The sequence below is a fragment of the Novosphingobium colocasiae genome (assembly GCF_014652555.1).
In the GTDB taxonomy this organism is placed as follows: Bacteria; Pseudomonadota; Alphaproteobacteria; order Sphingomonadales; family Sphingomonadaceae; genus Novosphingobium; species Novosphingobium colocasiae.
In genome coordinates this window covers 233,729-246,310 of record NZ_BMZA01000003.1, presented here as the reverse complement: position 1 = coordinate 246,310, position 12,582 = coordinate 233,729, and the positions used below count along the sequence as shown (strand labels likewise).

The window sequence follows — 12,582 nt, the reverse complement described above, 5'->3', positions numbered from 1 at the left end:
ACGGGAGGGGCGGAAGGCTTGGCGGTTTACCGCCTAGCCGAACGGGGTGGGCGCAGCAGCCCCCTACCCCTTGAAGTGCCGCACCTTCGAAGGCGGATGCGCATCCTGCAGCTTTTTCGCCCGGCTCGGGCGGTCCATCAATTCGCCGCCGCAGTTGGGGCAGGTTTCGTCCAGATCGTCGGCGCATTCGGCGCAGAAGGTGCATTCGAAGCTGCAGATGAACGCGCCGGGGGCCTCTGCCGGGAGGTCGGTGCCGCAGCGTTCGCAATCGGGGCGCATTTCGAGCGCCATCAGGCGGCCGCCTTCTCGACCGCGTGGCAGATCGATGCCACCGCCGCCTCGACCTCGCCGGCATCGTCGCCTTCGGCCATGACGCGGATCACCGGTTCGGTGCCGGACGGGCGGATGACCAGCCGCCCCCTGCCCGCCAGCGCGGCCTCGGCATCGGCGATGGCGGTCTTGACCTGCGCCGCCTCCAGCGGTTTGCCGCCGGCGAAGCGCACGTTGCGCAGGAGTTGCGGCACCGGATCGAACAGGTGCAGCAGTTCGCTCGCCCGCTTGCCCGACTGGACCAGCGCCGCCAGCACCTGAAGCGCCGCCACGGTGCCATCGCCGGTGGTGCCGTGATCGAGCAGGATCATGTGCCCGGACTGTTCGCCGCCGACATTGAAGCCGCCTTCGCGCATGCGTTCGAGCACGTGACGATCGCCCACCTTGGTGCGTTCGAGCGTCAGGCCCTGCCCGCAGAGGAAGCGTTCCAGGCCAAGGTTCGACATGACCGTGGCGACCACGCCGCCGCCGCGCAACTGGCCGCGCGCGGCAAGCTGGCTGCCGATCAGCGCCATGATCTGGTCGCCGTCGATGGTCTGCCCCTTTTCATCGACGACGATCAGCCGGTCGGCATCGCCATCGAGCGCGATGCCGATATCGGCACCCGCAGTGACCACGGTTTCCTGCAGCAGGCCGACATGGGTGGAGCCGCAGCGGTCGTTGATGTTCTTGCCGTTGGGATTGACCCCGACCGCGACGATTTCCGCCCCCAGCTCCCAGAACGCCGACGGCGCGACCTGATAGGCGGCCCCGTTGGCGCAATCGACCGCGATCTTGAGCCCGTCCAGCCGCACCGAATTGGGCAGCGATGCCTTGACCGCATGGATATAGCGGCCGCGCGCATCCTCGATCCGGCGGGCGCGACCGATCTCGGGCGCATCGGCCAAGGCGATCTCGTCGGCCAGCATGGCTTCGATCGCCAGTTCATCCTCGTCCGACAGCTTGAAGCCGTCGGGGCCGAACAGCTTGATGCCGTTATCCTCGTAAGGATTGTGGCTGGCCGAGATCATCACCCCGACATCGGCCCGCAGTTCGCGCGTCAGCAGCGCGATCGCCGGGGTCGGCAGCGGTCCGGTCAGCACCACGTCCATGCCGACGCTGGTGAACCCGGCGACCATGGCGTTTTCGATCATATAGCCGGACAGGCGGGTGTCCTTGCCGATCACCACACGGTGGCGGTGCGCGCCGCGCAGGAAGCGGGTGCCGGCCGCCTGGCCGACCTTCATCGCCATCGCCGCCGTCATCGCGCCCTTGTTGGTGCGCCCGCGTATTCCGTCCGTGCCGAAGAACTGCCTGCTCATGATTCCGCCCTGATAGCGCTGCGCCGGTATCGAATTGCTATGTCCTGCGCCGCCGCTAATGTCATCCCCGGATGACCGCGAGCGCAACAGGATTGGTAAAAACCGGATGACCGACGCTGACGCGGGCCGATCCGGGTTGCCGGAAATCCGGGTGCCGGGGCTGGCCACACTGGCCGGACTGGTGCTGGGCCTGGTGACCGGGATGGCGTTGGCCGGAACCGCCGCGCTGCCGCCGATGCTGGCGGTGGCGGAACCGATCGGCGCGCTGTGGCTCAAGGCCCTGCAGATGACGATCCTGCCGCTGGTGATGGGGCTGATGTTCACCGGCATCCTCGATACCGCCGCTGCCGCCGGGGCCGGCGCGATGGCCCGGCGCACGCTGGGCTTCATCGTCGGCATCCTGGCGCTGAGCGCGGTGTCTTCCAGCCTGCTGATGCCGCTGCTGCTGCGGCTGTTCCCCGGCCACGCCATCGCGCCCCCGGCCGGAGCGGCAACGGCCGAGCCGGCGGTGCCGCACCTCGCGGATTTCATCGCTTCACTGCTGCCGACCAACGTCGTGGCGGCGGCGGGCGAAGGGGCGATGCTGCCGGTCATCCTGTTCACCGCCCTGTTCGCGCTGGCGACGACGCGGCTGGCCGAAGCGCCGCGCCGCCAGCTTGGCCTGCTGTTCGAAGGGCTTGCCGCCGCGATGATCGTGGTGGTCGGCTGGGTCCTGCGGGTCGGGCCGCTGGGGGTCTTCGCGCTCGGCCTGTCGCTCGCCGTGTCGAGCGGGGCGGCGGCGCTGGGGACACTGGCGCATTATCTGGTGCTCGTCAGCCTGTGCGGCGCGGTGTTCCTGATCGGGGCCTATCCGCTGGCGGCGCTGGCCGGTCGCCAGCCGCTGGTCCGGTTCGCCCGCGCGGTGCTGCCGGGGCAAGTGGTGGCGGTATCCACCCAGTCCTCGCTCGCCAGCCTGCCGGCGATGCTCGGTTCCTGCCGCGCACTGCGGCTGCGGACCAGCACCGCCGAATTCGTGCTGCCGCTGGCGGTCACCCTCTTTCGCGCCACCAGCCCGGCGATGAACATGGGCGTGTGCATCTATGCCGCGCACATGGCCGGCCACCCGCTGAGCGCCACGGCCATCGCCGCCGGGGCGCTGGTAGCCTTCGTCACCACTTTCGGCACGGTCTCGCTTCCCGGCACCATCAGCTTCATCGCGTCCACCGGGCCGATCGCGGCGGCGATGGGTGTGCCGCTATGGCCGCTCGGCATTCTCGTCGCAGTGGAAATGCTGCCGGACATCATGCGCACATTGGCGAACGTGACGATGGACGTGGCGGTCACCGCAGCGGTCGATCTGCGGCAGGAAGAGGCCGGCTGACGACGGCTTGCTGCGGCGCAAAAACATTCGTGGTTAACCGGAACCGGGCGCGCCGTTTCGCCATTTCGGGAGCGCACTTCCAGACCATCAGGAGCCCCTCTTGGCTGCCCAGATCCACGACCACACTTCGCGCAATCCAGGCCCTTCCGGCTTCTCCGATCTTCCCATCCACCGCACCCGATCCATCCTCGCCAACCGCCCTGTCGTCCTGATGACGACGCGCCACGGGGCGAGCGACAACGTCATGCCGATCGGCTGCCTGCACGTGCCCGAGGGATCGAGCGCGCGGATATCCTGCGTCGTCGCCGCCACGACCCAGACCTTCGCGATGCTGCTGGCGACCGGGCAATGCGCGATCAACGTGCCGCCGCGCTCGATGGCCGAAGTGGTCTCGGGCATCGGTGCCTGTTCGGGCGCGCTCTATGACAAGTTCGCGCTGTTCGGGCTGGCACGGGCTGAGGCAGGACTGGTCAACGTGCCGGTGCTGCCGCAGTGCATCGCACAACTGGAATGCCGGGTGAGCGATGATCGCGCGGCGCGGCGCTATGGCCTGTTCATGCTGGAAGTGTTGCGCCTGAGGGTGCAACTGGCCTCGGTGACGAACCGCCCTGGGCCGACCCGGCCCGCACGCGCGCTGCCGGTGCGGACCGCGCCGGACTGTATCGCCCCGGTGCCGCCCTATTCCTCCAGCTCGATGTCCCAGTAGAGCCAGTCGCGCCAAGTTTCGTGGAGGTAATTGGGCGGAAACCCGCGCCCGCGTTCCTGCAGGTGCCAGCTTGTCGGCCGGATCGGCTGGACCAGTGGCGGCATCTTCGCCTGCTGCGGTGTGCGACCGCCCTTCTTGAGGTTGCAGGGCGAACAGGCGGTAAGGATGTTCTCCCAACTCGTGCGGCCACCCAGCCGGCGGGGGATGACATGGTCGAACGTCAGATTGTGCGGGCTGCCGCAGTACTGGCAACTGAACCTGTCGCGCAGGAACAGGTTGAAGCGGGTGAAGGCGGGAAATTCGCTCGGCTTCACATACTGGCGCAGGGCGATGACCGAGGGGATCGGCATTTCCCAGTTGGGCGAATGGACCGCCCGGTCATAGCTGGAAATGACGTCCACCCGTTCGAGGAACACCGCCTTGATCGCGGTCTGCCAAGGCCACAGGCTGAGCGGGTAATAGGAAAGCGGGGTGTAATCCGCGTTGAGAACAAGGGCAGGACAGTCGGAAAGACTTCGCGAGGGGTCCCCCTCCGCGCCACGGAACCTGGCCGCGCGCTCGATCAGCTCCGATCTGAGCATGGCCCCCTGTCGCAGGACCGGATTACCGTTTGATGGCAGGTCGATTTCGACATGTTAGCCTTTGCAGCATCTGCGCCCGGGAAGGTCAACCCTTGGCCAAATACGCGCGTTCCGAAATCCACAGCTTGCGATGGCAGGGCGGCGCGATAGAGCGGGACGATGATCGTCACCCGGTTCGCCCCCAGCCCTAACGGGCCGCTCCATCTGGGCCATGCCTATGCGGCGATCGTGGCGCACGATCTGGCGCGGGCGCGCGACGGGCGCTTCCTGCTGCGAATCGAGGACATCGACGGTGAACGCAGCCGGCCGGAATTCACCGCGCAGTTCCTGGAAGACCTGACATGGCTGGGCCTGGCATGGGACGGCGCGCCGATTGCCCAATCCGATCGCATCGTCGCCCATGCGGCGGCGGGCGATCGGCTGAAGGCGATGGGGCTGCTTTATCCCTGCTGCTGCACCCGCGCCGAAATCGCCGCCACCGCCCGCGCGACCGGGCCTGACGGGCCTGTCTATCCGGGAACCTGCCGGGGCCGCGCCGTCGATCCCGAAGGCGCGGCATGGCGGCTCGACGTGGCTGCGGCGATGGCCATGACCGGCCCTCTCGAATGGAGCGACGAGACGGCGGGTCCTCAGATTGCGCGCGCCGATCTGTTCGGCGACGTCGTGCTGCTGCGCAAGGACCTGCCCGGCAGCTATCATCTGGCGGTAACGCTGGACGATGCCGCCGATGCCGTCACCCTGGTCACGCGCGGGGCAGACCTGTTCGCGTCCACCCATGTTCACCGGCTGTTGCAGGCGCTGCTGGGGTTACCGGTACCGGTCTGGCACCATCACCCGCTGCTCGTCGATCCGGAGGGGCGCAAGCTGGCCAAGCGGCGCGGCTCGCCGTCGCTGGCGGAGCGGCGACTGGCCGGGGAGGACGGCCGGACGCTGGCACAGGCGCTGCGCGATCACTGCTTCCCCGCTGGCATTTCCCTGTCACAGCGCCTAGATTGCGCGCCATGAACGTATTTTTCGGCATCGTCATTGTCGGCCTGATGATCATGGTGGTCATCACTCTGGTTCGCGGCATCATCGCCTTCCTCAACTCGACGAAGGAAGATCTCAACCGCGCGCCCGGCGACGGGCCGACGCCGAACCAGTTGTTGCAGAACAAGCTGATGTTCAAGCGCATCCAGTATCAGGCCGCTGCAATTCTGGTCTGCGCCGTGCTGCTGGCGATGGCGCGCTGAACCCCAAGCGAAAGTTCCAAAAACTTGGTACGCCTGAACAAGATTTATACCCGCACCGGCGATGACGGCACGACCGGCCTTGTCGACGGCTCGCGTCTTCCCAAGTATGCGGCGCGGATGGAAGCGGTCGGCGCAGTCGATGAAGCGAACTGCGCGATCGGCATGGCGGTGCGCGCGCTCGATGGCGACGAGCATGCCGCCGTGCTCACCCGCATCCAGAACGATCTGTTCGATCTCGGTGCCGACCTGGCGACGCCGGGCGAGGATTTCACGCCCGGCGAAATGACGCTGCGCATGGTCCCCGGCCAGGTGGACTGGCTCGAAACCCGGATCGACGCGATCAACGAAAGCCTCGCGCCGCTGCGCAGCTTCATCCTGCCCGGCGGCAGCGAGGCGGCGGCGCGCGTCCATGTCGCCCGCGCCTCGGCCCGCAGCGCCGAACGGCGGATGGTGGCGCTGGCCGCCGAAGCGGCGGTCAACCCGGCGGCGCTGCGCTATATCAACCGGCTGAGCGATTACCTTTTCGTGCTGGCCCGTGCGGTCAACGCCAACGGTGCTGACGACATTCTGTGGGTGCCGGGACAGAACCGCTAAAGCCGTTTCGCCCGGGCGGCCAGCCGGCCACCTCAGGCCATCATCAGGGGGAACAAGACATGCAGACAATCGGCATCATCGGCGCGGGTATCATGGGGTCGGGCATTTCCCAGACGGTCGCCAGCAAGGGCATGGCCGTGGTGCTGACCGACATCAGCATCGAAAACGCCGAAAAGGGCAAGGCCGGCATCGCCAAAGGCCTGACCCGGCTGGTCGCGAAGGACAAGATCACCCAGAGCGATGCCGACGCTCTGCTGGCGCGCATCACCCCGGCGGGCGACTATGCCGCGCTTTCGACCTGCGACATCGTCATCGAAGCGGCAACCGAGCGGGAAGACATCAAGGCCAAGATATTCCAGGCGCTGGCGCCCGTGCTCAAGGACGGCGCGATCCTCGCCTCCAACACCAGTTCCATTCCGATCACCCGCATGGCCGCGCAGTCTCCCGATCCCACCCGCTTCTGCGGCCTGCACTTCTTCAACCCGGTGCCGCTGATGGGGCTGGTCGAAGTGATCCCCGGTCTCGCCACCTCGCAGGCCACCACCGATGCGATGAAGGCGTTCGGCGAAAAGCTGGGCAAGACCGTGGTTCTCGCCGGCGATGCGCCCGGTTTCGTCGTCAACCGCATCCTGTGCCCGATGCTGAACGAGGCGATCTTCGTGCTGGGCGAAGGGCTGGCATCGGTGGAAGACATCGATGCGGGCATGAGGCTGGGTGCCAATCACCCGATGGGCCCACTAACGCTGGCCGATTTCGTCGGTCTCGACACACTCTACGAAATATCCAAGGTGTTCCTCGCCACCACCGGCGATCCCAAGTACCGCCCCGCGCCGCTGCTGCAGAAGTACGTCGAGGCGGGATGGTACGGCCGCAAGACCGGCAAGGGCTTCTACGATTATTCGGGCGAGGTCCCGGTCCCGACGCGCTAAGCTGGGGAACGCGGGCGGGTCGACCGGGGTTACTCCTGCAAAGGAGAACACCCATGGCCGAACGCCCCGAAACGCCGCAGGACCCGATCGCCCCCGAAACCGTCAACGCCGAACAGGAAGACGCCGAAGCTCAGGCGCAGACGGTGGCCGAGGAAGGCATGGGCCGCCGCGCCCGGACGCGCCTCGAAGACAGCGAAAAGCCCGGCGGCGGCATCACCGATGAAGGCGACACGCCCGATCTGGTCGATCACATGAAGCACATGGACAGCAGCGGCGTGATCGACATGTTCGCCTATCGCGGTGAAGAAACGATGGACGATCTCGAAAACCGCTATGGCCGCGCCGGCGTGGTTGATGAGGATTTCGCCAACGACGATAGCTGAAGCTACTCGCCCGCCTCGCGCTTGAGGTCATAGAGCACCTCAAGCGCGTCGCGCGGGGACAGGGCATCGACATCCATCGCCCGCAGCACCTCCCGCAAGCTGTCGCACTGCGTTTCGCGCGCATCCTGCGCGGCGGCGAACAGCGGCAGGTCGCCCAGCCCGGTGGCCAACCCGCCGGTTTCGGCGCGGCCCTTTTCCAGCTTGTCGAGCACCGACTTGGCCCGGCTGATCACCTTGGGCGGCACCCCCGCCAGCCGCGCCACCGCCAGCCCGTAACTTCGGTCCGCCGGTCCTTCCGAAAGTTCGTGCAACAGCACCAGATCGCCTTTCCACTCGCGCGCCCGGACATGGTGCAGCGACAGCGCCTCGCACGTCTCGGCCAGCCGGGCCAGCTCGTGATAATGTGTCGCGAACAGGCAGCGGCAGCGATTGGTTTCGTGCACAGCCTCGGCCACCGCCCAGGCCAGCGCCAGCCCGTCGTAGGTAGACGTCCCGCGCCCGACTTCATCGAGGATCACGAAGCTGCGATCGGTCGCTTGCGAGAGGATCGCGGCGGTTTCCACCATCTCCACCATGAACGTCGACCGGCCGCGCGCCAGATTGTCCGCCGCGCCGACGCGGCTGAACAGGCGATCGACCATGCCGATCCGCGCACTTTGCGCGGGCACGAAGCCGCCAGCCTGCGCCAGCAGCACGATCAGCGCGTTCTGGCGCAAAAAGGTGGACTTGCCGCCCATGTTCGGCCCGCCGATCAGCCAAAGCCGATCATGGCTGGCGAGCCGGCAATCATTGGCGACGAACCGCTGGCCCTCACGCACCAGCGCCGCCTCCACCACCGGATGACGCCCACCCTCGATCTCCAGCGCCAGCCCTTCGACGACTTGCGGGCGCGTCCATAGCCCTTCGGCGGCGCGTTCGGCCTGACCCGCACTGACATCGAGCCGGGCAACGGCGGCGGCGGCGCGGGCGATCGGGTTGCGCCGCGCAACCGCCATCTCGACCAGCCGGGCGAAGTGGCCTTCCTCGGCCGCCAGCGCATGGGCCCCGGCCTCGGCGATGCGGCTCGCCTCTTCGTGCAGCGCCAGCGCGTTGAAACGCATCGCCCCGGCCATGGTCTGGCGGTGGGTAAAACCGCTGTCAGCCTCCAGCAGCCGGTCGGCATGGCGCTGGGGCACTTCGATGAAGTAGCCCAGCACGTTGTTGTGCTTGATCTTCAGCGAGGGCGTGCCGGTCTCGTCGCGATATTTCGCCTCCAGCGCGGCGATGGCACGGCGGGCATCGCCCGACATCCGGCGCAGTTCGTCCAGCGCGGCGTCATAGCCGGCGGCGATATAGCCCCCCTGCCCGCGTTCGGTCGGCGGAGCGGGGACCAGCGCACGGGCAAATTCGTCCACCAGTTCGGCATGACCGCGCAAGTCCGGCAGCAGCTCGCGGACCAGCCCGGGCAGGTCGGCCAGCAGGGCCAGCCTTTCCGCCACCGTGCGCGCGCCGGACAGGCCATCGCGCAACTGGCCCAGATCGCGCGGCGATCCGCGCCCGGCGACCACTCGCCCCAAGGCGCGGCCGATATCCGGCATCGCCCGCAGCGCCCGTCGCAAATCCTCGCGCAGCAGGGCATCATCGTGCAACCAGCCGACCGTTTCGAGCCGCGCGGCAATAGCGACGCGATCGGTCAGCGGGGCGGAGAGATCATCGGCCAACTGCCGCGCGCCGGCACCGGTGACACAGCGGTCCACCGCTTCGATCAGGCTGCCGCGCCGGCCACCCCCACTCGCTTCGAGAATTTCCAGACTGGCCCGCGTCGCCGCATCCATCGCCAGCGTGCCGTCGCCGCTCAGCAGTTCCGGCGGCAACAACAGCGGCAGGCGGCCCCGGCCGACATGATCGAGGTACGCGATCAGCCCGCAGGCGGCGGCCAGCATCGGCGCGGTGAAAGCGCCGAACCCGTCCAGCGTGGCCACGCCGTGCAGCCCTTTCAGCCGCGCCGCACCGCCGTCCGCCGAAAACTCGTGCGGGGCCCGGGCGATGCTCTCCGCCGGCGCGCCGTCCCAGCCATCGGGTGCCACCAGTTCGCGCGCGCCCAGCCGCGCCAGCGCCGCATCCAGTCGCTCGGGCGCGCATTCCTCCAGCACCATGCGGCCGGTGGAGATATCGCAGGCGGCGATGCCCAGGCTGCCCCGCACCACACAGGCCGCCGCCAGGACATTGGCCCGGCGCGGTTCGAGCAGCGCTTCCTCGGTCAGCGTCCCCGCAGTGACGAAGCGGACGATATCGCGCGCCACCAGCGTCTTGGACCCGCCGCGCTTCTTCGCCTCGGCCGGGGTCTCCACCTGTTCGGCGATGGCGACGCGGCAACCCGCCTTGATCAGCCGTGCCAGATATCCTTCAGCCGCGTGGACCGGGACGCCGCACATCGGGATCGGCTCGCCCCGGTGTTCGCCGCGCGTGGTAAGTGCAATGTCGAGAATGGCCGATGCGGTTTTTGCATCGTCGAAAAACAGCTCGAAGAAATCGCCCATCCGGTAGAACAGCAGGCACCCGTCCGCCTGCGCCCGCAAGGCAAGGTATTGCGCCATCATCGGGGTGGCGCCGGAGAGATCGGGGGTGCCGGCCATGGCCTTATCCGTTAGCGGGACATAGGACCAAATGGGAAGCGTGCGCTTGTCCGCTTTCCCCTATCGCGTGGCGCGCATTTTCGTTAGGGGCGACGCGGAAACGGGAGAAATCGTTTTGTCCGACAAGAGCAGGGTCCAGTTCACCGAGCGCGAGGCGCTTTTCTATCACCAGACGATCCGTCCCGGTAAGATCGAGATCATCGCCAGCAAGCCGATGGCGACCCAGCGCGATCTCAGCCTCGCCTATTCTCCCGGCGTGGCGGTTCCGGTCCAGGCGATCGCCGACGATCCGCGCACCGCATACGATTATACCGCCAAGGGCAACCTCGTCGCGGTCATTTCCAACGGCACCGCGATCCTGGGCATGGGCAATCTCGGGGCGCTGGCATCGAAGCCGGTGATGGAAGGCAAGGCGGTGCTGTTCAAGCGCTTTGCCGACGTCGATTCGATCGACATCGAACTCGCCTCGGAAGACACCGACGCGCTGATCGAAGCCATCGCCATGATGGAGCCCAGTTTCGGCGGCATCAACCTGGAGGATATCAAGGCCCCGGAATGCTTCATCATCGAGCAGGCGCTGCGCGAACGGATGAAGATCCCGGTCATGCACGATGACCAGCACGGCACCGCGATCATCGCCGCCGCCGGCCTCATCAACGCCTGCCACCTGACCGGGCGCGATCTGTCGGAGATCAAGCTGGTCGTGAACGGCGCGGGCGCTTCGGCACTGGCCTGCACCAGCCTCATCAAGGCGATCGGCGTGCGGCACGAAAACGTGCTGGTCTGCGATACGCGCGGCGTGATCTATCCCGGCCGCGAGAACGTGGACCAGTTCAAGTCCGCCCATGCGGTGATGACCGACCGGCGCACGCTGGCCGAAGCGCTGGTCGGCGCGGACGTGTTCCTGGGCCTGTCCGCCAAGGGCGCGGTGACGCCGGAAATGGTCATGGGCATGGCCCCCCAACCGATCATCTTCGCGATGGCTAACCCCGATCCCGAGATAACCCCCCCCGAAGTCAAGGCTGTGCGCCCTGACGCGATCGTCGCCACCGGCCGGTCGGACTATCCCAACCAGGTCAACAACGTGCTGGGCTTCCCCTTCATCTTCCGCGGCGCGCTGGACGTCCATGCCACCGCCATCAACGAAGAGATGAAGATCGCCGCCGCCCACGCGATCGCCGAACTGGCCCGCCAGCAGGTGCCCGAGGAAGTGGCCGCCGCTTATGGCGAAAGCCAGCAGTTCGGCCGCGAATACATCATCCCCGCCCCGTTCGACCCGCGCCTGATGGAAGTGGTTCCCTCGGCCGTGGCCAAGGCGGCGATGGATTCGGGCGTGGCCGGCAAGCCGATCGAGGATTTCGACGCCTATCGCCACGAACTGAAGGCCCGCCTCAACCCGACCACCTCGGTGCTCAGCCAGGTCTATGCCCAGGTCAAGGCCAATCCCAAGCGGGTGATCTTTGCCGAGGCGGACAACGAAGTGGTGCTGCGCGCGGCCATCCAGTACCGCGATTTCGGCTATGGCGATCCGATCCTCGTCGGCCGCACCCAGAAGATCACCGATCTCATGGCCGAACTGGGCGTTGCCGATCCGGAAAGCTACCAGATCGAGAATTCGATGGTGTCGGACTATGTCTCGCCGATGGTCGAGATGCTGTACGAACGCCTCAAGCGCCGGGGTTTTCTGCAGCGCGACGTCCAGCGCATGGTCAACAACGATCGCAACGTCTTCGCCTCAGGCCTGCTCAAGCTGGGCGTGGGCGATGCCATGATCACCGGCATGACCCGCCCCTTCGCGCAATCGATGAAGGATATCCGCCGGGTGCTCGATCCCGCGCCGGGCAAGCTGCCGTTCGGCATCCACATGATGGTCGGCAAGCACCAGACGGTGTTCATGGCCGATACCACCATTAACGAACGGCCGAGCGCCGAGGAACTGGCGGTGATCGCCACCGAGACCGCCGCCGTGGCGCGGCGGCTGGGCCACGAGCCGCGCGTGGCGTTCCTGTCCTATTCGACATTCGGCAACCCCGGCGGCCGCTGGCTCGACACCATCCGCGATGCCGTGGCGATCCTCGATGCGCAGGCCCCGGGCTTCGAATACGATGGCGACATGGCCCCTGACGCCGCGCTCAATCCGAAGATCATGGCGCTCTATCCGTTCTGCCGCCTGTCGGCCCCCGCCAACGTGCTGATCATGCCGGGCCTGCAATCGGCCAACATCTCGGCCAAGCTGCTGCGTGAACTCGGCGGGGCCACCTCGATCGGGCCGATGCTGCTCGGCCTGGAAAAGCCGGCGCAAGTCGTCCCGATGACCGCGATCGCACCAGACGTGCTGACCTGCGCGGTGCTCGCGGCGGCCGGGATTACCGGCTGACCGGCACCATGCCCGCAAGCTGCGCTTGCGGGTCGGGCCATACAAAAGAGGCAGGGTGAGCGATCACCCTGCCTCTTTTGTTATTCGGACTTATAGCCCAGTGCCAGGAATCTGGATCGCTCTCCGTTCGTGTCGAGCGAAGTCGAGACACGGAAAGCACAGCGCCAGCGTATC

The 12,582-nt window shown here is 67.2% G+C and carries 12 protein-coding genes; 8 read left to right on the top strand and 4 right to left on the bottom strand.

Annotation, left to right across the window (positions count from 1 at the left end):
• Nucleotides 1–63: 63 nt before the first annotated feature.
• Nucleotides 64–291 carry a DUF1272 domain-containing protein gene (locus tag IE122_RS07405; RefSeq protein WP_189620485.1) on the bottom strand — a complete coding sequence of 76 codons (228 nt, stop codon included), beginning with the start codon at nt 289–291 and terminating at the stop codon, nt 64–66.
• Entirely contained in the window at nt 291–1,631 is a 1,341-nt protein-coding gene (gene glmM / locus IE122_RS07400; RefSeq protein ID WP_189620483.1) for a phosphoglucosamine mutase, read from the bottom strand. The genes IE122_RS07405 and glmM overlap by 1 nt, the downstream gene beginning before the upstream one ends.
• A 106-nt stretch (nt 1,632–1,737) precedes the next feature.
• Between glmM and IE122_RS07395 the strand changes: the two genes are divergently transcribed.
• Both IE122_RS07395 and IE122_RS07390 read left to right on the top strand, forming a co-directional pair.
• On the top strand, nt 1,738–2,991 hold the full coding sequence (locus tag IE122_RS07395) for a dicarboxylate/amino acid:cation symporter (protein WP_189620482.1): 1,254 nt from the start codon (nt 1,738–1,740) through the stop codon (nt 2,989–2,991).
• Between the two features lie 100 nt (nt 2,992–3,091).
• Entirely contained in the window at nt 3,092–3,697 is a 606-nt protein-coding gene (locus tag IE122_RS07390; protein ID WP_189620480.1) for a flavin reductase family protein, read from the top strand.
• Here IE122_RS07390 and IE122_RS07385 read toward each other — a convergent pair.
• The gene (locus IE122_RS07385) at nt 3,670–4,278 is read right to left on the bottom strand and encodes an HNH endonuclease (protein ID WP_189620478.1); all 609 of its coding nucleotides are present in this window, start codon (nt 4,276–4,278) and stop codon (nt 3,670–3,672) included. The two genes, IE122_RS07390 and IE122_RS07385, sit on opposite strands and share 28 nt — an antisense overlap.
• Before the next feature lie 159 nt (nt 4,279–4,437).
• On the opposite strand from IE122_RS07385, the gene gluQRS reads away from it, so the two are divergent.
• The 5 genes from gluQRS to IE122_RS07360 are packed head-to-tail and all read left to right on the top strand — an operon-like array spanning nt 4,438 to nt 7,416.
• Nucleotides 4,438–5,283, top strand: a complete 846-nt coding sequence (gene gluQRS / locus IE122_RS07380; RefSeq protein ID WP_189620477.1) for a tRNA glutamyl-Q(34) synthetase GluQRS — start codon at nt 4,438–4,440, stop codon at nt 5,281–5,283.
• Nucleotides 5,280–5,510: an HIG1 domain-containing protein gene (locus IE122_RS07375; RefSeq protein ID WP_189620475.1), complete on the top strand. Its 231-nt coding sequence runs from the start codon at nt 5,280–5,282 to the stop codon at nt 5,508–5,510. Before gluQRS ends, IE122_RS07375 begins: the two co-directional genes overlap by 4 nt.
• Before the next feature lie 24 nt (nt 5,511–5,534).
• Entirely contained in the window at nt 5,535–6,104 is a 570-nt protein-coding gene (locus IE122_RS07370) for a cob(I)yrinic acid a,c-diamide adenosyltransferase (protein ID WP_189620474.1), read from the top strand.
• Between the two features lie 59 nt (nt 6,105–6,163).
• The gene (locus IE122_RS07365; protein ID WP_189620472.1) at nt 6,164–7,033 is read left to right on the top strand and encodes a 3-hydroxyacyl-CoA dehydrogenase family protein; all 870 of its coding nucleotides are present in this window, start codon (nt 6,164–6,166) and stop codon (nt 7,031–7,033) included.
• A gap of 53 nt (nt 7,034–7,086) precedes the next feature.
• Nucleotides 7,087–7,416 carry a hypothetical protein gene (locus IE122_RS07360; RefSeq protein ID WP_189620470.1) on the top strand — a complete coding sequence of 110 codons (330 nt, stop codon included), beginning with the start codon at nt 7,087–7,089 and terminating at the stop codon, nt 7,414–7,416.
• Between the two features lie 2 nt (nt 7,417–7,418).
• Here the strand turns inward: IE122_RS07360 and mutS are convergent, their stop codons facing one another.
• Nucleotides 7,419–10,031: a DNA mismatch repair protein MutS gene (gene mutS / locus IE122_RS07355; protein WP_505831516.1), complete on the bottom strand. Its 2,613-nt coding sequence runs from the start codon at nt 10,029–10,031 to the stop codon at nt 7,419–7,421.
• 115 nt (nt 10,032–10,146) lie between these two features.
• Here mutS and IE122_RS07350 point away from each other — a divergent pair, with 115 nt between their 5' ends.
• Nucleotides 10,147–12,408 (top strand): NADP-dependent malic enzyme, encoded by a 2,262-nt coding sequence (locus IE122_RS07350; RefSeq protein WP_189620469.1) that lies wholly within the window; start codon nt 10,147–10,149, stop codon nt 12,406–12,408.
• The last annotated feature ends 174 nt before the right edge of the window (nt 12,409–12,582 follow it).

Bases quoted from the DNA above. Each gene is read 5' to 3' on its own strand.
- IE122_RS07405 (WP_189620485.1), bottom strand. From the start codon at position 291: ATGGCGCTCGAAATGCGCCCCGATTGCGAACGCTGCGGCACCGACCTC.
- glmM (WP_189620483.1), bottom strand. From the start codon at position 1,631: ATGAGCAGGCAGTTCTTCGGCACGGACGGAATACGCGGGCGCACCAAC.
- IE122_RS07395 (WP_189620482.1), top strand. From the start codon at position 1,738: ATGACCGACGCTGACGCGGGCCGATCCGGGTTGCCGGAAATCCGGGTG.
- IE122_RS07385 (WP_189620478.1), bottom strand. From the start codon at position 4,278: ATGCTCAGATCGGAGCTGATCGAGCGCGCGGCCAGGTTCCGTGGCGCG.
- gluQRS (WP_189620477.1), top strand. From the start codon at position 4,438: ATGATCGTCACCCGGTTCGCCCCCAGCCCTAACGGGCCGCTCCATCTG.
- IE122_RS07375 (WP_189620475.1), top strand. From the start codon at position 5,280: ATGAACGTATTTTTCGGCATCGTCATTGTCGGCCTGATGATCATGGTG.
- IE122_RS07365 (WP_189620472.1), top strand. From the start codon at position 6,164: ATGCAGACAATCGGCATCATCGGCGCGGGTATCATGGGGTCGGGCATT.
- IE122_RS07360 (WP_189620470.1), top strand. From the start codon at position 7,087: ATGGCCGAACGCCCCGAAACGCCGCAGGACCCGATCGCCCCCGAAACC.
- mutS (WP_505831516.1), bottom strand. From the start codon at position 10,031: ATGGCCGGCACCCCCGATCTCTCCGGCGCCACCCCGATGATGGCGCAA.